Origin of the sequence: Streptomyces chisholmiae (assembly GCF_031845445.1) — a bacterium.
GTDB classification, from domain to species: domain Bacteria; phylum Actinomycetota; class Actinomycetes; order Streptomycetales; family Streptomycetaceae; genus Streptomyces; species Streptomyces chisholmiae.
Genome location: NZ_JAVREO010000007.1, coordinates 258,877 through 277,997, shown reverse-complemented (window position 1 = coordinate 277,997; position 19,121 = coordinate 258,877). Strand labels below are relative to the sequence as shown.

Genomic DNA, 19,121 nt, shown 5'->3' with positions numbered 1-19,121 from the left:
GAAGGAGCGACCCGATGACGGACACCGCGCAGGAAGCACAGCAGGGACGGGCGGGGGACCGGCTCGCCCTCCCCGTGGCCGAGGTCGACGCGGGCGCCCTGCGCTTCGCCACCTCGGGCGACACCGAACGGGCCCTGGGGATCGGCGCGTTCCACGTGGCCGTCCCGGAGGACCTCGACGTGCGGCCCGGCCTCGAGTTCTGCCGCACCTTCTACCAGCCACGTGGGGACGATCCGACCGACCGCCACCGGGGCCACCGGGAGCACGGCCACCCCGCCTCCAAGCTCGGCTACGAGGACCGGCCCGACCAGGTCGAGCAGCTCCAACTGGAGAGCTTCCTGTGGCAGGAGTACCTGCCGGACGAGGTCACCGCGGTGCTGCGGCGGATGCGGCAGCTGACCCTGGAGATCCTCTACGGCGTGTTCGACGCGGTTCGGGTGCCCGAGACCGACCGGGACCTGATCACCGGGGGCGCCCGGCAGGACACGGGCCTGTGCTACACGACGGTCAACCACTACCGCTCGGGCCTGAGCGACCGCGCCGGGATCGTCGAGCACTCGGACAGCGGGTTCATCACCACGATCTGCACCGACCAGCCGGGGTACGAGATCCTCCACGAGGGCCGCTGGCTGCCGGTGCGCGAACGTCCCGGCCACTTCACCGTCAACCTCGGTGACGCCTTCCGGGTCCTGACCAGGAAGCTGCCCAGGCCGGTGACCGCCGTCTACCACCGGGTGCCGGAGCTGCGCCCGGAGGCCGGTGTCCCCGACCGCTCCTCGTGCACGGTCTATATGGGGCCGCGCTACGACATGCCGCTCTACCAGTACGACGCCGAGGGGAACCTGCGCGAGTACCAGAACTTCCGGGACTTCTCGGTGAAGAAGGCGGGCAAGCTCGGCTACGACTTCCACTCCCGCGTATGAGTACGGCGGCGGGGAACCCCCGCACCCGCACGTCGCGGGGCTGGCAGCTGGCCGAACTGCACGACGGTGAGCTGCGCTTCACCGTCGAGGACGGCCTTCGACACGCCCTGCGGGACGGCTTCTTCTACGTGCGGCAGCCAGCCGGCACCGACCTGTCGGCGGGAGACCGCTTCGCCCGCTCCTTCTACCTCCCGGCCGAGGACCCGACCGGCCCCGGCGCGCCCCGGGACCCGTACCGGGGCTTCCACCGCTGGACGGCCGAGCAACTCGGCCGCCACCAGGGCTACTTCTGCCGCGACGCCGACCAGACGGAGCAGTTCTTCCTGAAGAGCACCTGGTGGGACCAGGTCTACCCGGCCGCGCTCGCCCGGCAGGCCGAGCGCATGCGTGACTTCGCGCTTGCCATCCAGCGCGCGGTGCTCGCCCGGCTCGACCTGCCGCGCGAGCTGTGGGACCAGGCCACCGGACACAGCCTGACGCCGCACGGCACGCACACCCTGACCTTCAACCACTTCCGCCCTGAGGTGGCGGCCCGCGGCCTGAACATCCACAAGGACTCCGGCTGGGTGACGGTCCTGCGCTCCACCGAGCGCGGGCTGGAGGTGGACCGGGACGGCGCGTGGCACCCCATCGACCCGATCCCGGGCACCTTCATCGTGAACTTCGGCTGCGCGATGGAGATCCTGACCCGGCGGACCGCCACGCCGGTGGCGGCGGTGGCCCACCGGGTGGTGCGCCAGCCGCCGTCCGGCGGGGCCAAGCCCGACCGCTTCTCGTACGCGCTCTTCGTCGACAGTTCTCTCGACGAGAGCGTCTGTCCCGGCCTGTTCGCCTACGAGGCGGGCCGCGGCCTCCGCCTCCACGCGAAGTTCGGGGCCTTCCTCGACGACATCCTCGACAACACCTACCGGGAGGACACCAGCGGCCTGTACTGACCGAAAGGGCGCCACCCGGCCGGCTCGGCAGCACCGTCCTGCTGCCGGGCCGGCCCGGCGGACGTCGTGAGCGCGTTCCCTTGGTACTCCTTCCGGTGGAACGGCCGCCTGGCAGGGTGGCGAGGGCCGGGCGGGCGGGGCCGGCGTCGGAGAGGATGGCACCCGCACCAACCACGCCGGGCCGTCCGTTCGACAGACCAGCGCACCGGGCCGTGAAGTCCCCGGGCCACCGGGTACCGGGGATGTGGGCAGCGAAGCGCAACCGAGAGGAAACGTTCCATGAGCCAGCTACGGATCGGCGTCATCCTGGGCAGCACCCGCCCCGGCCGCAACGGCGACGCGGTCGCCCAGTGGGTCATCGACCGGGCCGCCGACCGGGACGCGAGCTACGAGCTGATCGACCTGGCGGACTACCCGCTGCCGCACCTCGACGAGGCGATCCCGCCGTCGATGGGGCAGTACAGCAACGAGCACACCAAGCGGTGGGCCGCGAAGATCGCCGGCTACGACGGCTTCGTCTTCGTCACCCCGGAGTACAACCACTCCACCTCCGGCGTGCTGAAGAACGCCATCGACTACCTCTACGCCGAGTGGAACAACAAGGCGGCGGCCTTCGTCAGCTACGGCTCACTGGGCGGCGCCCGCGCCATCGAGCACCTGCGGGCGGTGTGCAGCGAACTCCAGATCGCGCACGTCCGGCAGCAGCTGTCGTTCTCGCTCTTCACCGACTTCGAGGGCTTCTCGGCCTTCCAGCCGGCCGCGCTGCACGAGGCCTCGGCGGTCACCCTCTTCGACCAGCTGGAGGCGTGGGCCGGTGCCCTGAAGCCGCTGCGCGGCTGAAGGCGCGGGGGCCGTCGGCGGGCCGGCCGGTCATCGGGCGGGCGGAGTCCGGGAGTTGGGGGCGTCGGTCAGGCGCGCACCGCGACGGCCACCGCGCCGTCGGTGCCGGCGACGACCCGTCCGGGGGCGGCGGCGAGTGTCAACAGCGCGTCGCCCGGCGCCTCGGATCGGCCGAAGGGGCACTCCCACCGGGTGGCGCCGTCGGCGAGCGAGGCGGCGACCAGCAGGTCCCGTCGGGCGGGGAAGTAGACGGTCTCCTCGGCGACGGCGACGGGCAGCACCTCGACGGCCGAGGTCGCCTCCCACCGCTGCTCGCCGCCGGCCAGCTCCAGGGCGCGCAGCCGTCGTCCCCCGGGGTCGGGGACCAGCAGCGTGTCCCCGGCGACCGCCAGGGTGCTCACCGTGCCGGAGACCGACCGGGTCCAGCGTTCCTCGCCGGTGGCCGCGTCCACCGCGAGCAGGGCGCCGAGAACGGTGCCGACGTGGACGGCGCCCTCGGCGACGACGGCCGTCGAGACGGTGGAGCCGTCGGTCTCGACGGCCCACCGCCGCTCCCCCGTGGCGACATCGACGGCGTGCAGCGTTCCCCGGCTGTCGCCGAGGTAGAGCACGCCGTCGGCCACCACCGGGTCGGCGAAGAACTGGCCCGCGACGTCGGGCTCGCCCACCGTCCAGCGTTCCTCGCCGGTGGCCACGTCGACGGCGCGCAGGACGCCGTCCAGACCGCCGACGAGGGCGAGGCCGTCGACCGCGACGGGGCCGGCGAAGACGCCGTACCCGCCGGTGGGCAGGGACCAGCGCTCTCGTCCGTCGGCCATCGACAGCGCCAGCAGGCCCCCGCCGCCCAGGCCGGTGACCAGCGTCTCGCCGGCGACCGCCGGGCTGCTGGGCGAGGTGTCGGTGACGGCCTCCCAGCGTTCCTCGCCGGTCTCGACCGCCAGGAGGTACAGGGCGCCGCCGCCGCCCACCAACACCAGGTCGTCGACGAAGACGGCCGGGCAGGACGCGAAGCCGCGGGCCAGCGCCCACAGCGGGGCGCCGGGCTCGACGTCGGGCGGGGCCTGCTCGCCGTCGCCGGAGCAGCCGGTGGCGGCGAGCAGGGCGAGTCCGGCGGTGGCGGCCAGGAACTGGCGGCGGGTCGTCCGGGTCATCTGGGTCCTTGTCTGGTGCGTGGCGCCCGGGGGCGGTGGGACGGGCTCACAGGGCGGCCGGGGGCTCGTCGCCGAGGAAGGTGAACGCGCCGCCCTCGACCCGGTAGAAGAAGACGCCCTCGCCGACGAAGAGTCCGTTCTCCTCCTCGAAGGCGAGGTGCTTCGCCACCCCCTGGTGGCTGGTCAGCCGGAGCACCTCCACCACGTCCCGGTGGGTCAGGGCGGCGGGGTCCAGGCCGGTCAGGCAGCGGGCCAGCAGGCCCAGGGCGTCGTAGCCCTCGGCCGCGTGGGGCGGGGGTGGCTCGTCGAAGTGCGCGGTGAACGCCTCGACGAACGCCTCGGCGCCGGGCGCGGCGAGCGGGTCGGTGACGGTGGAGGTCAGCAGCCAGCCGTCGGCGGCCGGGCCGGCCAGGTCGAGGAAGCCGGGGTCGTGCATCCCCTGGGTGCCGAGCCTGGGTCCCCGGTAGCCGGCGGCTTGCAGGGCGGCGGCGAACGGGCCGGCGGCTTCCCAGCTCCCGCCGTAGAGCACGGCACCCGGCGCGTGGGCGGCGATCCTGCTGGCCGCGGCGTTCGGGTCGGCCTCGCCGGCCGGCACCACCTCGGCGACCACCTCGGGGCCGCCGGCGCCCAGCGCGGCCCTGGCGTTCCGGGTGATGTCCCAGCTGTAGGGCGTGGTGTCGTCCACGACGACCAGCGGGCCGGCCAGCGGGCCCGCGGTCAACAGGGTGACGACGGGCCGCAGTTGCAGCGCGTCCGGGGGGCGGGCGATGGTGTGGACGGCGTTGAGGTGGGCGATTGAGCCGTCCGTCAGGTCGAGCACCGGCTTGCGGACCTGGACGTAGGGCGGCAGCAGGGCGCCGGTCGCCTCCGGGCCGGTGGCGGTGACGACCGCCACCACGGCGTCGTCGGCGGCCAGTGCGCGGGCGACGCGTTCGGCGGCCTCGGCCGTGCCGGCGTCGTCCTCGATCCGCAGGGCCAGGCCGAAGGGCCGCTTGTCGTCGGCGTTGTGGCGGGCGACGGCCAGCTCGGCGCCGCGCTGGTAGGCGGTGCCGGCCCGGGCGCGCGGGCCGCTCAGGTCGGCCTGCAAGCCGACGGTGACCAGCGGCCGTTGGGGATCGGGCGGGGGTGTGGCGCCGACCTCCTGGCCGCGCGAGGCCCACCACAGGGCGCCGCCGCCGGCGGCGATCCCGGCCGCCGCGCCGGCCGCTCCCAGCAGCAACCGGCGCCGGGAGGGCGGTCGTTGGCGCGCCGTGCCGGGCTGGGTGGGTTCGACGGGCGGCAGTTGCAGCATCCGCGCGGAGCGCTCGGCGATCAGCTGGATGACCGGTGCCGGGAGCCAGCCGTCTCCGGCGGCGTGGTCCGCCTCGCCCCAGGCGGCCCGCAGGGCGCCGACGGTGGGGCGCGCCGAGGCGTCCTTGGCCAGGCACCGGACGAGCAGCGGGCGCAGCCCCTCGGGCACGCCGGTCAGGTCGGGCTCGTCGTGCACGGCGCGGTAGAGCAGCGCCTCCACCGGCCCGACGCCGAACGGGCGTTGGCCGGTAACGGCGTGGGCCAGCACGCAGCCCAGCGAGAACACGTCGCTGGCCGGGCCGACCCGCAGCCCGCGTGCCTGTTCGGGCGAGAGGTAGCCGGGTGAGCCGAGGATGGAGCCGGTGGCGGTGAGCACGGTCTCCTCCAGGGCCCGGGCGATGCCGAAGTCGATCAGCCGGGGCCCGTCGTGGGCCAGGAGCACGTTCCCCGGTTTGACGTCGCGGTGCACCAGGCCGGCGCCGTGGACGGCGGCCAGTGCCTCGGCCAGCCGCGCGCCGAGGACACGGACGCTGGCCTCCGGCAGCGGCCCGGTGGTGGCGACCGTCGCGTCGAGCGCGGGTCCCGGCACGAACGGCGTGGCCAGCCAGGGCGAGACGGCGTCGGCGTCGGCGTCGATGACGGGCACCGCCCAGGGGCTGCGCACCTGGCGGGCGACCGTCACCTCGCGGCGGAACCGTTGCCGGAACGCCGGGTCGTCGGCGTGCTCCGGGCGGATCAGCTTCACCGCGACCAGGCCGCCGTCCGGTCCTCGGCCGAGCAGTACCGTGCCCATGCCGCCGGAGCCGAGCCGGCCGAGTACTCGGTAACGGGCCACCCACGCCGGGTCGTTGGGCGTCGGCGGGCGCATCAGCCGTGCCCGGCTGGGGCGTTGCCGGCGACGGGGGCCCGCCTCATGTCAACTCCAGCTCAATCGCGTAGAGCACGCGCGCCAGGCCCTCGGCGGCCATCCGGGTCAGCTCGTTGGTGTCGTGCCCGCTGCCGCCCCGGACGGAGACGGCGGCCGTGACGGGTCCGATCCGGGACTTGACCCAGAGGTACTGGTGGCTCTCGACGCCGTCGGCGCCCGTCCACTGGCCCATCTCGAAGAGCGAGGCGTCCGCGTTGAGCACCTCGTCCGCCGGGTACTCCAGCGACATCAGCCCCGACAGCCGGGCCCCGGTGCCGAGGTCCTGTTCGGGGCAGCGAAAGCTCTCCTGGAGCGTGGCGTCCATCTCGGCTTCGGCGTCCGCGTCGGAACGGTGCGCCGAGACGGTGACGGTGGCCTGGGCCTCCCCCAACGTGTCGGTGGCGGGCAGCAGGTAGCGGCGGGTGAGGGAGTCCAGCACGGTCTCCGGCAGCCGTTGGCGGCTCCAGACGCAGTCGTCGCCGAGCACGGTCCAGGTGCCGGCGACCTCGTGCGGGTCGTCCTCGGCGAGGCCGGGCCACCAGATCTCGGGGGCCAGTTGGGCGCCGCTCGTCAGTTCGCGGGCCTGGGCCGCGGTGGTGGGCAGCCGGTCGGGGTTGGGGGTGAAGGTGTACTCGTCGGGCAGTGCGCCGATCGCCTCGTCGCCCTCGCCGTTGTCCCCGCCGGCGCTGTCCCCGCCATCGGCGCCGTCACCGTCATCGTCACCGTCCGGGTGACCGTCGGTGGTGCCTCCGGAGCCCTTGTCCGTGAAGCTCTCCTCGGCGGTCCGGTCCGTCTCCGCGTCGGGGCGGCTCTCGCTGCCGCAACCACCCAGCAGCACGGTGGTGGCACACAGCGCCGCCACCGTTCCTCGTCGGCGCACGCCTCGCCGCATGGTCATCCCCCGTTCTCGACCGATGGCCGAAACCCTTTGCCGTGGGCGGAGTTGAGCGGGCAAGGCGCGGTGTTCTCCCCCCGGAACACCCGGATTATAGGGCGGACCCGCCGGCCCCGGCCTCGACATCGGCATCACGGGTGTGTACCGGAGGTGCCCATCCCGTGCGGACGACGTGCTCACTGTGGCGCGAAGAAGGCTGGGGCCGGGCGCCGGGAGCTGACAGGATGCCACTCACCTGACATGGCCATGCCGTTTGCCCGTGCCGTCCGTGCCGTCCGCGCCCCCCGGGAGTACCCGTGAGCAACACACACCCCGCGCCCGCCCCTCGCGCCGCGCGCCCACCCCGGCCACGCGCCGCGCTCACCGCGCTGCTGGCCCTGCTCTGCCTGCTCGCGCTCCAGACGGGCGGCACGGCCAACGCCACCGAGGCGTCGGCCACCGCCGAACGGGCGGCGCCCACTTCCGCCTTGGCAACCGCGGACGCCGTCCCGCTGGTGGCCGGCGGCGACACCGTGTACGCGGACGCCGGCTACAGCTGCACGGTGGTGGTCAACCTCGCCATCGGCACCGGCCACTTCGGACTGCTCCCCGGCTCGTGCACCGACAGCTTCCCGCACTGGTACGCCGACCCGCAGCTGACCACGCCCATCGGCCCCACCGTCAGCTCCCAGTACCCGACCCACGGGCTCTTCGCCTACGACAACCCGGCCGTCCCCGTCGAGCAGACGACCTCCTGCGGCGGCGCGCCCCTCACCACCGTCGCCAACCCGGTCGTCGGCCAGGCCGTCACGCGGTCCGGCTCCACCACCGGCTGCCTCAGCGGAACCGTCACCGGCGTGAACGTCACCGTCAACTTCGGCGGGCAGGTCGTCACCGGACTGATCGCGACCAACCTCTGCTGGGAGCCCGGCTTCCGGGACGGCGCGCTCACCTCCCGCACGGCACTGGTCGGCATCCCGGTCGGCGGCAGCGGCAACTGCGCCAGCGGCGGCGTCAGTTACTTCCAGCCACTGGCACCGGTGCTCGCCGCGTACGGCGCGACCATCGTCTGACCGGTCGAGGCGTCGCGGGGCGACGCCCGATCGGGAGGCGGCGTCGGCCGCGGTGACGCCCTCGGCACGTCCGGGGGTGTCACGGGTGCCGTCGCGCCGTGCGTCGGGGGCGCTGCCGTCGCCGGGAGCGCCACCTGGTTGGCTACGGCCCGTGGAGGAACTCGCACGACTCAGCGATATCGAGCAGGCCTCGGCCGGAGACGGGCTGTCGCTCTGGGCCGCCCAGGGGCGCCGCGACGACCGCCTCGGGCCGGGTGTGCGGGCCTGGCGCCAAGGCTCGGCCCTGGCGGTGGCCAGCCCGAACGCGCGGCAGAACCGGCTCGCGATCAGCGGAGACGGTGCCGACGCGGCCGCGCTGGCGCGCCGGGCCCTGGCGGAGGTCGGCCCGTCCTACCGACTCCTGGGCGAGGCTGCCCTGATCGACGCGCTGGTCGGGCAGCTGCCGACCCTGACCCCGGTCCACAACTTCTTCTGGATGGAGACCACCCGCCCCACCGGCGCCGCCACCGCGGGCGCGCGGTGGCTGGACGCGCGCGAGGAGAAGGAAGCCACCTCGCTGTTCGACCGTTTCTTCCCCGACTCCTACGCGCAGCCCGGGCGCACGGGCGTACGGCGTTGGGCCGGCGTTCTCGGAGAGGTCAACGGCGTGGGGGCGGAGCCACTGGCGGTGGCGGCGGACGCGTGGTCCGCCGCCGGGTGCGGGTTCATGGGCGGGGTGGTCACGCATCCCGCGGCCCGCGGCCGCGGTCTCGCGCGGGCGGTGAGCGGCTTCCTGCTGGACGCCCTGCTCGCCCAGCACGGCCGCGCCGCGCTCATGGTGCTCACCGGCAACACGCCGGCCATCGCCACCTACGAGCGCCTCGGCATGCACAAACGCCGGTGCGGCGCGGCGGCACACACAACCCGTTCCTGAGCCTGGCCGAGGCGCCGTCGGGGATGTCGCGCCCAGGACCAGGGCCCCGGTCCGCCGGTCAGGGCCTGCGCACCTCGTACTGGAAGCAGCCGTACTCCACCGCCCGTACGTGCACGACGGCGACCTCGGGGTCGGCGAAGGCCATGTGCAGGGCCCGGTCCACGGCCGTCTGGGCCTGGCCGGGGTCGTCCGGCAACCGCACGAGCGCGCCTCCCGTGATCCGGCCCTCGCCGCCGTAGCGGCGGAGGACACGCGCGGCCCCGGTCTCGGCGAACGGGTAGCCGAAGGACGCCTCCGGGCCCGGGCACCGGCCGGTGTGGATGAACACCGGGCCGACCTCGTCGTAGGCCCCCGGGTAGACGCCCGCCGCTGCCGCCCACCGGCGCAGCGGAGCGTACGACACCAGCGAGACCCGCTCGCCGACACGGCTACGGCGCAGGCAGCAGCGCAGCGGCGCGCCAGCCGTGGCGTCCGCGTAGACACGGGGGATCACCCCGGAGTCGTCACGTTCGCGGAGTTCGTCGAGCACGTGGGGAGCGATGGCAAGCGGCTGGTATGTCGCGGTCGTCATGCACTCAGGCTGCTTGGCCGCCATCGCCGACGCTGGCGGGAAACCGACGCCACGTTCGATCAGGGGCCCGTCGCCAGGGTCCGCGAGGCCGGGCGCAGAACACCGTCGGGTGGCCGCGGTTGACGTCCCGGCCAGCGCCCGGGGGACGTGCGCCGGCGATGACCTGGCATGATCCGCTGGTGGTGACAGCGGCCGAGTGGGATCGGCATCTTCGTGGACATCGGCCTGGGCGTCGGGGCTTCGTCGATGCCGCGTTGCTCCCGGAGCGGAGCGGGGACTGCTGGCCGGCGGAGGGCACCGTCGGTGAGTTCGCGGCGCGGGGCGAGCGCGGGTCCGCGGTCGCCGGGGGTGCCGCCGGCCCGCGCACGGGGTGGCGACGCCGGTTGTGACGCCGTCGCCGGCGCGCCTCACCGGGTGGTGAAGGCGCCGCCGTTGACGTGGAGGGTCTGGCCGGTGATGTGCCGGGCTCCAGGTGAGGCGAGGAAGTAGCTGGTCTCGGCGATGTCCTCGCTGGTCCCCGGACGCTTGTTGTGGGTCTCGCCGACGAGGGCGGCACGGCGTTCGTCCGGCAGTTGGCCGCCGAAGAAGTTGGTGCCCTCGATGTAGCCGGGGGCGATGACGTTGCAGGTGACGCCGTTCGGTGCCAGTCCTGCGGAGAGGGCGGCGTTCCAGGCGGCGAGGGCCGCCTTGGCGGCGCCGTAGGAGCCGCCGCGGCGTTCCGCGCCGATCGAGCCGATGCTGATGACGGTGCCGCCGGGCGCGAGCCGGTCGCGGACGGCGGTGGTGGTCAGCACGGCGCCCAGCAGGTTCTGGTGCAGGTGGCTCTGCCACTCGTGGTAGGTCGCTGCCAGCGGTGAGGCGTTGGCGGGGGGTGCGCCGGCGAGGCCGCCGGCCGCGTTGACCAGGACGTCGATGTGGGTGAAGCGGGTGGCGAGCGCGGCGACCGCGTCCAGCTCGGTGGCGTCGCAGACCACCGCGTGGACGCCGAGTTCCCCCGCGGTGCGCTCGACCGTTTCGGCGTGCCGACCGGTGATGTGGACCTCGGCCCGCTCGGCGGCGAAGCGGGCGGCGACGGCGCGGCCGATGCCGCTGGTGGCTCCGGTGACCAGGACGGTACGCGTCATGGTGCTCTCCCCCAGATTACGTTTAGCTCTAAACAGGCCTATGTTGAGAGCTAAACATGACGTCGAGGGGTGAGGCAAGGTGGTCCCTGCCATGGCGGAGGAGCCGAGGACACCCGAGAGCGGGCCGCCCTCTTCGGCGGCTGAGATCGCCGCGGCCTGGCGCCGCGAACAACCGGGCGTGCCGACCGAGTCGATCGAGGTCGTGACGCCGATCTGGCGGCTGGGCAAGCTCTTCGCGGACGACCGCGCGCGGGCGCTCCGCGCGGCCGGCATCGACGCGGCGACCCTCGACCTGCTGTCCGTCATCCGCCGGGCCGGCCCTCCCTACGCGCTGACCACGCGCGAGATCACCCGCCGGGCCCTGGTCACCGCCGGGGCGATCTCACAGCGCGTCGCGCGCGCCGAAGGCCAGGGGCTGGTCGAACGTGCCACCCACCCACCGAACACCGAGGACACCGGGCTCCGAGCCGTATGGGTGTCGTTGACCGACGCCGGACACGCGCTGATCGAGCGATCGGTCAGCGAAGTCCTCACCCGCGAAGCGGCACTCGTCAACGGCCTGACGGAGCCCGAGCGGCGGTCCCTGATCACGTTGCTCGACAAGCTGACGCACCAGGTCAGGGAGCGGACGGACGGCCCCGCCCGCTGACCCCCCACCGAACGGCAGGCGGGAGCCCCACCCGGCGGCCCGCACCGGCCCGCGTCACGGCGGGGGCGACGCCGCCCGCGGAAGGGGCCGGCCCGCGGTGCGGGTCGGCCGCCGCCCGCCCCCGCCTCACTGTTCGCCGGCGGGCCGGACGCCCTGGAAACGGCTCCGGAACTCGGGCACCTGCTGGCCCTTGGGGTCCAGCAGGGTGATCAGATCGGTCAGGCCGTGCTGCAACTCCGTCAGCCGCGGCACCGCGGGCGCGGTGTCCGTGGTCAACGCGTCGACGTCCGCCAGCAGTCCGGTGAACCAGCCGCTGAACCGGTCGTCCGTGTCGAGCTTCTCGCAGAACTCGGCGTAGCCCAGGCAGCGCCGCTCCCCCGGGGCACCGTCGGGGTGGATCATCAACTCCCCGATGGCGCGTTGGTGGGCGCGGAAGACGCGGAACACGTTGCTCTGTGCGGAGGAGCGGTTGAACGCTTTGTCGACCTCGGCGATCTTGGCCATGATGGCCCGATTGGTGCGGGAGGAGCCCAGGTCGAGATACCGCACGTCGCGTCGCAGGATCTCGACCCACCCGAGGTATTCGGCGATGACGAAGACCGTGCTCCGGCTCACGTACGCGCGTTCCCCGGGGCTGCCGTTCCGGTGGAAGGAAGTCAGAAAGCCGTGGCGGGTGTCTTCTGGCAGGACGTCGACCGCGTGCCCGTACAGGATGTTGAACAGTCTGCTCTGCAGGTCGTAGGCGGCCCACACCAACGACGCGCCGTAGGACTCCATCACGGTGCGCTGTTCGAAACCGCGCAGCCGGCGCTGCGTCCAGTACCCCAGAACGCCCGCCACCGTCGCGCTCCCCAACGCGACGGCGGCGGAGATCAGTGACACCAGGTCCATCTCTCCTGCCCCCCAAGTGCGGATAGCCCGGACGCGGGCGCGGTCAGCGCCGGCGTGGGTGTCCGTGGCGGTGGCCTCACGGGCCGGCAGCCTTGGGGGCGACTCCGCTCAGTCGTGCTCGCGCCGAACTCCGCCCGCTCCGTCCCGGTGGGCTCCACGTGGCACGCCGGCATGATCATCATGGTATCGGCCACGGCCTCGACGCCAACAGCCGTACGCCGAACGCTCAGTTGGCCGGGCGGCAGCACGGCGTCCCGTGCTGATCGACTGGGCGGGGCCCCGAGCCACCTGACACGATGCCGGAAGGATCTTGTCCGTCTTGAGACGCACTCACACTGATAGCCCTGAGGGCATCAACCGTCCTGTTCGTCGGCCGCACCAGCGGCTCCGAGGAGAGACCCGGGGTCGGACGCCGACGGAGCGCGGCCGCCCGTGTCGGAGTCACCCGCGCCATCCGACGAGCCGCTCGTCCAGCGCCGCACCGGCCCGCCGTCAGCGCTTCGTGGTGCGTAGGCCGAGAGCCAGCCCCACGGCCAGCCGTTCGGCGGCCGCTCGGCGGCACGTCGCCGGGTCCCGGGGCGCGAGGTGGTGGGCATAGGCGTCGAGGTAGGCGTTGACCCGCGCCGACGGGTACGTCGCGCGGTAGGCGACGGCATCGGCCGTGGCGTAGGCGCTGGCCAACGCGCGGGCGTTGGCCAGGGCGTTGGCCTCGGCGAAGCACGCCGCGTCGATGTCGGCCATGCGGCGGGCGGAGTTCTCCGCGAACCGGCTGGCCTCCGCCGGCGCGCGCCCGTGGCCGACCGCGTCCGCGTAGGCCAGGCGGTAGGCCTTCCGGTGGAAATCCGCGTACGGGAAGGCGTTCCGGTAGACCAGCAGCAGTACCGGTTCGAGTTCCCGGCGCCACGCGGCCTCCTCCGCCACTCGGCCCTCGGACGCCTCGGCGTGCGTCCGCCGCAGCGCGTCGAAGGCGCGCGGGTCGCCGCCGGCTTCGGCCGTCGCGTCCGCCAGGGTCGGCAGGACCGCCCGGTGGTACCAGTCGTGCACCACCCGGAACGGCACCGCCCCGCCGAGCCGGCGCAGGGCGTCGGCCACCTCGGGCAGCAGGTCCCGCTCGACCGTCTCGCTCGCCGCCGTGGCCAGCGGGGCGAGCAGCTGGTCGAGCCAGCCCGGCACCTCGGCCCGCTGGCCGGTCCCGTCGAGGAGTCGGTGGAGCACGTCCCGGACCGGTGTCGCTGCGTTCACGCCTGTTCCCTCCCTGAGACATCGGGTCGAGCCCCCAGCCCTGGCACGGGTCACAGCCCGCGGGCGAGGAGATCCGTCACGACCAGCCGGCCGAAGGCCAGGTTGCCGTGAATGGGCGACTCGGGGTCGCAGAACTCGGGTCGTTGGCGTCCCGAGCCGTCGGTGACCTGGGCGCGCAGGTCGACGGTCTCCGCCCCGATCTCGGCCACCGCCGCGCGCACGACCTCCTGCGCCGCGGCGAAGACGGCCGGGTCGGCCCCCGCCGGCACCCGTTGTGGTGGCAGGACGGCGACCACCCTGGGGCAGGCGGCCACGGCGTGCCGGTAGAAGTCCAGCGCGTGCCGGTCCATGGCGCGCACGATGTCGGAGAAGAGGGCGCTGTCCAGGAAATCAGGCGGCAGGTCGTCGCCGGTTCGGTAGACGCGCCAGTACTCCTCGTTGGCGAAGGTGTTCAGCGTGCAGCCGAAGGTGGAGACCAGCGGCACCGGGACCGCGGCCAGGTCGGCCGCGCCGACCTGGGCCAGGTGGCCGCGGTAGAGCTTCTCCGCGATCGGGCTGCGGAACGAGAGCCGCCCGCCGGCCTCGTCGGCGAACGCCTTGACGAAGTCACGTCCGACGCCGAGCGGGCCGCCGTGGAACGCGATCCCCATCGCCTTGGCGGCGCGGCCGATGGGCGCGGCGTGGCAGTCGCCCAGCAGCAGGAACCTAGCGGGGGCCGTAGTAGTCGAGTAGTGCGTCATCGCAGTAGGCCTCCCCGCTCCTGTCGGTGTGGTCGGCGGCACGCGGCGCCACCGCGCGCCGGGTCACCGGTCCGACGAAGTGACTCATGACGAAGGCGACGCCCGCCGGGGTCACCGAGCGCAGGTTCGGCTCGAAGAACATGCCACGGAACGGGAAGCCGCTGATGATCTCGTAGGCGGGGAAGTAGTCCACCCGGTCGTCTTCCTGGGCCAGTTGCCCGGCGACGGCGCGCAGGACGGACTTCGAGTGGACCGTCGCGGTGAGCACGTGGTGGTCGGACGCCGTCGCGGTCAGCGGGACCGGCGACACGGTGAGGATGACCTTGAGGCCGGGGTTGACGGCGCGCATCAGCGCGATGGCGGCGGTGAGGTCGTCGTGCACCTCAGCGAAGGTCTGGTCGTGGAACTCGTGCGCGTCGGCGTCGAAGACGCCGTGCCGCACCCCGGGGCAGACCTGGTAGACCGTGTGGTCGCGGCGCTCGCGCCACGCCTCGGTCAGTCCCAGGGTGAAGATCAGGCAACTGGCCTCCCCGATCGCCGTGCGGATCGCGGCCAGCGTCACCTCCCGAGCGGCCAGCATCTCCGCGAGGGAGACGTGCCCGTCCGGTTCCACGGTCGGGCGGAACGGGTCGTGGTGCCGGCCGTTCTCGACCCAGGAGCCCTCCGGGGGCGTCGCCGCGCCGAGCGCCCAGCTCACCCACTGCCGCAACATGGCGGCGGTGTAGATGTTGCCGGTGCGGAACGAGAAGACGCCGTACTGGCGTCCCGCGCGTTCCTCGGTGGTCAGGCCGGGCGGCGGGGGCTCCGCGTCCCGCCAGAACATGCCGTGTTCCAGCAGCGCCGGGCCGATGCGCGCGGCGAAGCAGGAGCCGGCGGTCAGGACCGGCTCGTCCTGACCGAGCGTGAACTTGGGCCGCCACAGGTCCGTGACGGCGGTCGGCCCCGGTTCCGCGACCGCCGAACGCCAGAACGCCCGGGGTGGCTGTGTCTCATAGGGGTTCATCGTTCTCTTCGTCTCGTCGCGGGTCAGGCGGCCTTCGGCGGCTGTGGGGCGGGGGTGGGCGCGGTCAGCACCGCGCCGTCGCGCTGGAACAGGCCGCCGAGCAGGAAGGGCGGACCGTAGTAGGGGGAGTCCGGCGGCTGCTCGCGCAGGGAGCGGATCTCCAGCTCGGTGAGGCCGGCGAAGATCCACCGCAACTCCTGCGAGGTGTAGGCGAGACCGCCGTAGAGCGCGCCCTCGCGGTACAGGGTGGCGTCGGGCACGGGCGAACCGGAGCCCTGGGCCCACGCGGCGAAGGCGGCGAGCACCAGGTGTCCGCCGTAGGCCAGCGTCCGCTCCAGCAGTTGCAGGTAGCTGACCCTGCGGTGCGGCGGCAGGTGGTGGAAGAAGCCCGAATCGACGACCAGGTCGTAGGGGCCGGTCAGTTCCGTGCGGGTCAGGGCGAACGCGTCGCCGCAGTGCAGGCCGACCTCCACCCCCGCCTCGCGCGCCCGGTCGCGGGTCCAGGCGATGGCGTCCGGCGACAGGTCGACGGCGTCCACCTGGAAGCCGTGGGAGGCCAGGTAGACGGCGTTGCGCCCGGGCCCGCAGCCGAGGTCGAGCACCCGGCCGGGCGTCAGCCGCCCGGAGTTCAGGTACTCGGCCAGGTGCTCGTCCGGTTTGTTGACGAAGAACGGCACCTGGCGGTCCCGGTCGGCGTAGTACTGGTCCCAGTAGTCGGTCCCGCCCGCCGGGGTCCACCGGTCGGCGGCGACGGGGAACAGCCCGTCCAACAGGTCGAGGACGTCCTCCATGCTGCGGACGTAGCGTGACACCGGTCGCATCTCAGGCCGCTCCCGACGTGTGCTGGGGCAGGCACGGGGCGGCCGGGCCGGCCGTGGCGTCGAGGAAGACGGAGCCGCGCGGGGTGAGCCCCGCCCGGGCGATGACGTCCCGCGCGTAGTCGCGTTTGACCACGAACCGGTCGCGGCCGTAGATGAGGTAGCGGTCGCGCTGTTCGTCCGGCGTGAAGTTGACGGTGATCACGTTCGCGCCGGCCATCAACCCGCGGTACTGCCCCTCGCCGGCCCGCTTGGACAGCGCGCTCACCGACGGGATGAGCCAGGAGGGGCCCAGCAGTCGGGAGACGGCGATCGCGTTGAGGGTCAGTTCCACGTCGCCGCCCTGGTGCCCGGCGAGCGGGGTGTCCGGCGCCGGCACGAACGGCGCCACACTGCACATGTGCACGCCGAGGTCGCGGGCGAAGACGAGGTCCCTGGCGACGCTGGCCACGTCCTGGTCCGGCAGCCCGATGATGGACCCGGTCCCGACCCGGTAGCCGAGGTCCAGCAGGTCGCGCAGGCACGTCAGGCGCGACTCCAGCGTCTCCCGCCGCATCCGCTCGTTGAGGGTGGGATCGCTGGTCTCGAACTTGAGGATGTAGCTGGTCGCGCCCTGTTCCCGCAGGTACTCGTACTCGCCGCGGCGCTTGTTGCCGAGGTTGAGCAGGATCTCCACGTCGCCGTCGTAGAGTTCGCGGACGGCGGGGATCGCCTCGCCCACCACCCGGGTCGTCTGGGGTATCTCACCGCCCTGGAAGAAGACCACGTCGATGTCGTTGGCCCGGACGGAGGCGGCGATGTCCACCAGCCGCTCCGTGTCCATCCGAAAGTCGCTGTTGTGGCGCGTGTTGTCGCGCCGCATGGGGCAGAAGACGCAGTTGACCCGGCACTGGTTGGTGATCTCGGAAACGCCGCGGACCACCACCTCGCTGCCGAAGACCTCCTGGCGCACGGCTCTGGCCCGTTCGAAGAGCCGCTCCTGTTCCGCGCCACGGAGCAGCAGCAGTTCCATCACGTCCTGCTCGTCCAGCATTCTGTACCACCTCTCGTTCCTCAGGCGGCGGGAGCCGCCGAGACGTCCGGCTTGGCCGGGTCACACGTGCTCGTGGCGGGTTTGGCGTCGCGGGTGCGCAGCTGGATCCACTGCACCGGCAGCACGCTGACCACGAAGAGAAGGCCCAGTACGTACCAGCCCGTGGGGCCACCGCCGGCCGCGAACCAACCGAAGAGCGCCGGGGCCGCCAGGCTCGCCACGTCGAACCCCATGCCGTACAGGCCCTGGGACTTCCCGTATGACTGCTGCGGGACGATGTCGTAGAGCAGCCCCGTGGAGCCCACGGAGGAAAGGATGTTGCCGACGACGAGGGCGACCGCGAGCACCGCGACCGCCCCCAGCGCCGCGGCGACGCCCACCCGCTCCGACAGGACGGCCGCCAGCGGGAACATGACCGCGGCGATCGCGAAGAAGACCGCCCCGAGCTGGGCCGACCGCGCGGCCTGCCGCACGGTGGTGACCCGGCGGGCCACCGGTACCTGCAACACCACCACACCCAGCGTGTTCACCACGAGCGCGACCGAGACGATCCACATCGGCACGTCCATCCGCGCGCCCACCCACAGCGGGATGGCGATCGTCAACATCGGTTCGGCGAGGGCGAACAGCCAGCCCAGCGCCATCAACACGACGACCCGACGGTCGCGCAGAAGTCCGCGCGCCGACTCGCCCGGGCCGTCGGCCGTGGCGGGCGTCTCCTCCTCGGCCACCACGACCCGCCGCCGGACGCGCCACACCAGGAACCCGGCGACGAAGAGCGCGACGGCCTCCACCACGAACGAGGCGCGGAACGCCGCCCGCGTTCCCAGCGCCAGCACCACCGCGCCCAGCGCGAGGCCGACGATCATCGCCACATTGCTCATCGCCCGGACCACCGCGCGGAACCGCAGCCTGCGGTCCCGGCCGACCGCCCGCCCGACGAGCGCAGCCAGGATCGCGGCGCTCCCCCGGGCGGACATCACCAGGACGCTCAGCAGGCCGAGCGCGACCAGCGGCGGTGCCACGGTGAGGCCGAGGGTGGCGACCGCCATCGTCCACATCAGGCAGGCGTAGAGGACGCACCCGTTGAACCGGTCCGCCAGTGTGCCGATCGCCGGGCCGGCGACCAGCCCCAGGACGGCGGCGACGGTCGCGCCCAGCCCGTAGACGGCCGGGCTCAGCTGCTGCTGTTGCAGCATGTAGACGACCAGCACGGAGAACGAGAGGCCGGTGGCCACATACAGCGTGATCAGTGCCGCGGCGAGGCGTCGCTCCACCGGGCCCCGCACCTCGCCGCGCCAGGAAACCGCGCCGGCGAGCCGGGCGAGAAGGCCCGGGCGTGGGCTGGTATGGGCTTTCGGGCCGGTCGGCTGCTCGCTCATGACGTGCCGTGCGGAGCCCGCTCCCCGGCGGCCCCCTCCAGCGCCCCGAGGAACCGCCGGAGGCTGTCCCGGGCCGCCGCCCCGCTCTCCTCCGCCTTCTTCCACACGTGGCCGGTGAGGCTGCGCCGCACCAGGGCGGCCGTCGGGTCAACCCGGTTGACCTGGTGTGGGGTCCCGGCCTGGAGCAGCAGCAGCCGGTTGGGCCTGGGCAGGACGGCGACCAGGTCGCGGTCGGCCTCCCGGACCCAGGCCTCGACGTCCTTCGGGTCGCGGCCGTCCCTCGGGTGCGTCGCGTCCTCGTCGAGGACCAGCGTCTCGCCGCCCCAGGAGGCGCGCCACTCGTCGTGCAGGAACAGGATGTAGGAGCCCTGCCGCCCGCCACCGGCGTCGCTGTGCCAGCCGAGCCGGGACCCCGCCGGGTAGTTCCAGAAGGTGAACCCCAGCTTGTTCCAGTCCCGCTGGGCCGTGCCGAACATGGCGTCCTCGGCCGTGATGGTCCGCACGATCCGCCCGTAGGCCGCGGGATCGCCGTTGGCGGTCTGGTCGGACGCGCCGCTGCGGACCACGGTCCGCCGTCCCCGGTACGCCGCGCCGTCCTCGGGCGTCAGCACCGACGTGGCGGAGTTCAACGCCGGGGAGAACTTGGAATGCTCCATGACCCGGCGGAGTTCCGCCAGTTCCGCGTCGTCGAGAAAGTCGTCGATGACGGTGTAGCGTTCCCCGCGCTCCGTGATCTGCATGTCTTGTTCCCTTTCTCCGTCC

Annotated in this window: 19 protein-coding genes; 6 read left to right on the top strand and 13 right to left on the bottom strand. The window is 73.5% G+C overall.

The window, feature by feature from the left end:
• The first annotated feature begins 14 nt into the window (after positions 1-14).
• The 3 genes from RM844_RS14320 (at position 15) to RM844_RS14310 (ending at position 2,698) form a co-directional block, all read left to right on the top strand.
• Positions 15-923 carry a 2OG-Fe(II) oxygenase family protein gene (locus tag RM844_RS14320; protein ID WP_311667529.1) on the top strand — a complete coding sequence of 303 codons (909 nt, stop codon included), beginning with the start codon at positions 15-17 and terminating at the stop codon, positions 921-923.
• Positions 920-1,858, top strand: a complete 939-nt coding sequence (locus tag RM844_RS14315) for a 2OG-Fe(II) oxygenase family protein (RefSeq protein WP_311667528.1) — start codon at positions 920-922, stop codon at positions 1,856-1,858. The genes RM844_RS14320 and RM844_RS14315 overlap by 4 nt, the downstream gene beginning before the upstream one ends.
• 279 nt (positions 1,859-2,137) lie before the next feature.
• Positions 2,138-2,698: an NADPH-dependent FMN reductase gene (locus RM844_RS14310; protein WP_311667527.1), complete on the top strand. Its 561-nt coding sequence runs from the start codon at positions 2,138-2,140 to the stop codon at positions 2,696-2,698.
• A 68-nt stretch (positions 2,699-2,766) separates the two neighbouring features.
• Here RM844_RS14310 and RM844_RS14305 read toward each other — a convergent pair whose 3' ends face one another.
• From RM844_RS14305 to RM844_RS14295, 3 genes are read right to left on the bottom strand one after another with little or no spacing between them, the layout of a single operon-like run.
• Positions 2,767-3,849, bottom strand: a complete 1,083-nt coding sequence (locus RM844_RS14305) for a PQQ-binding-like beta-propeller repeat protein (RefSeq protein ID WP_311667526.1) — start codon at positions 3,847-3,849, stop codon at positions 2,767-2,769.
• A 46-nt stretch (positions 3,850-3,895) separates the two neighbouring features.
• Complete coding sequence (locus RM844_RS14300) at positions 3,896-6,007, bottom strand: bifunctional serine/threonine-protein kinase/ABC transporter substrate-binding protein (protein ID WP_311667525.1); 2,112 nt, start codon at positions 6,005-6,007, stop codon at positions 3,896-3,898.
• A gap of 43 nt (positions 6,008-6,050) precedes the next feature.
• Complete coding sequence (locus tag RM844_RS14295; protein WP_311667524.1) at positions 6,051-6,944, bottom strand: hypothetical protein; 894 nt, start codon at positions 6,942-6,944, stop codon at positions 6,051-6,053.
• Positions 6,945-7,237: 293 nt separating this feature from the next.
• Here RM844_RS14295 and RM844_RS14290 point away from each other — a divergent pair, with 293 nt between their 5' ends.
• The gene (locus RM844_RS14290) at positions 7,238-7,993 is read left to right on the top strand and encodes a S1 family peptidase (protein WP_311667523.1); all 756 of its coding nucleotides are present in this window, start codon (positions 7,238-7,240) and stop codon (positions 7,991-7,993) included.
• A gap of 151 nt (positions 7,994-8,144) precedes the next feature.
• Complete coding sequence (locus RM844_RS14285) at positions 8,145-8,906, top strand: GNAT family N-acetyltransferase (RefSeq protein WP_311667522.1); 762 nt, start codon at positions 8,145-8,147, stop codon at positions 8,904-8,906.
• 58 nt (positions 8,907-8,964) lie between these two features.
• Here RM844_RS14285 and RM844_RS14280 read toward each other — a convergent pair whose 3' ends face one another.
• Positions 8,965-9,477, bottom strand: coding sequence for a DUF1203 domain-containing protein (locus RM844_RS14280; protein ID WP_311667521.1), 513 nt, complete (start codon positions 9,475-9,477; stop codon positions 8,965-8,967).
• Positions 9,478-9,884: 407 nt separating this feature from the next.
• The gene (locus tag RM844_RS14275) at positions 9,885-10,601 is read right to left on the bottom strand and encodes an SDR family NAD(P)-dependent oxidoreductase (RefSeq protein ID WP_311667520.1); all 717 of its coding nucleotides are present in this window, start codon (positions 10,599-10,601) and stop codon (positions 9,885-9,887) included.
• A 91-nt stretch (positions 10,602-10,692) separates the two neighbouring features.
• On the opposite strand from RM844_RS14275, the gene RM844_RS14270 reads away from it, so the two are divergent.
• Complete coding sequence (locus RM844_RS14270; protein ID WP_311667519.1) at positions 10,693-11,250, top strand: MarR family winged helix-turn-helix transcriptional regulator; 558 nt, start codon at positions 10,693-10,695, stop codon at positions 11,248-11,250.
• Between the two features lie 126 nt (positions 11,251-11,376).
• Here the strand turns inward: RM844_RS14270 and RM844_RS14265 are convergent, their stop codons facing one another.
• The 8 genes from RM844_RS14265 to RM844_RS14230 all read right to left on the bottom strand — a co-directional run bounded on the left by RM844_RS14265 (position 11,377) and on the right by RM844_RS14230 (position 19,099).
• Complete coding sequence (locus tag RM844_RS14265; protein WP_311667518.1) at positions 11,377-12,141, bottom strand: hypothetical protein; 765 nt, start codon at positions 12,139-12,141, stop codon at positions 11,377-11,379.
• 492 nt (positions 12,142-12,633) lie between these two features.
• Entirely contained in the window at positions 12,634-13,383 is a 750-nt protein-coding gene (locus RM844_RS14260) for a hypothetical protein (RefSeq protein WP_311667517.1), read from the bottom strand.
• A 50-nt stretch (positions 13,384-13,433) separates the two neighbouring features.
• A complete protein-coding gene (locus tag RM844_RS14255; protein ID WP_311667516.1) occupies positions 13,434-14,123 on the bottom strand; it encodes a hypothetical protein in 690 nt (229 codons plus the stop codon).
• Complete coding sequence (locus tag RM844_RS14250; RefSeq protein ID WP_311667515.1) at positions 14,089-15,126, bottom strand: GSCFA domain-containing protein; 1,038 nt, start codon at positions 15,124-15,126, stop codon at positions 14,089-14,091. The genes RM844_RS14255 and RM844_RS14250 overlap by 35 nt, the downstream gene beginning before the upstream one ends.
• Positions 15,127-15,149: 23 nt before the next feature.
• Positions 15,150-15,938, bottom strand: a complete 789-nt coding sequence (locus tag RM844_RS14245; protein WP_311667628.1) for a class I SAM-dependent methyltransferase — start codon at positions 15,936-15,938, stop codon at positions 15,150-15,152.
• Positions 15,939-15,948: 10 nt separating this feature from the next.
• Positions 15,949-16,977 (bottom strand): biotin synthase BioB, encoded by a 1,029-nt coding sequence (locus tag RM844_RS14240; RefSeq protein ID WP_311667514.1) that lies wholly within the window; start codon positions 16,975-16,977, stop codon positions 15,949-15,951.
• A 20-nt stretch (positions 16,978-16,997) separates the two neighbouring features.
• Complete coding sequence (locus RM844_RS14235; RefSeq protein WP_311667513.1) at positions 16,998-18,254, bottom strand: MFS transporter; 1,257 nt, start codon at positions 18,252-18,254, stop codon at positions 16,998-17,000.
• Positions 18,255-18,355: 101 nt separating this feature from the next.
• The gene (locus tag RM844_RS14230) at positions 18,356-19,099 is read right to left on the bottom strand and encodes a 2OG-Fe(II) oxygenase (RefSeq protein WP_311667512.1); all 744 of its coding nucleotides are present in this window, start codon (positions 19,097-19,099) and stop codon (positions 18,356-18,358) included.
• Between the last annotated feature and the right edge of the window lie 22 nt (positions 19,100-19,121).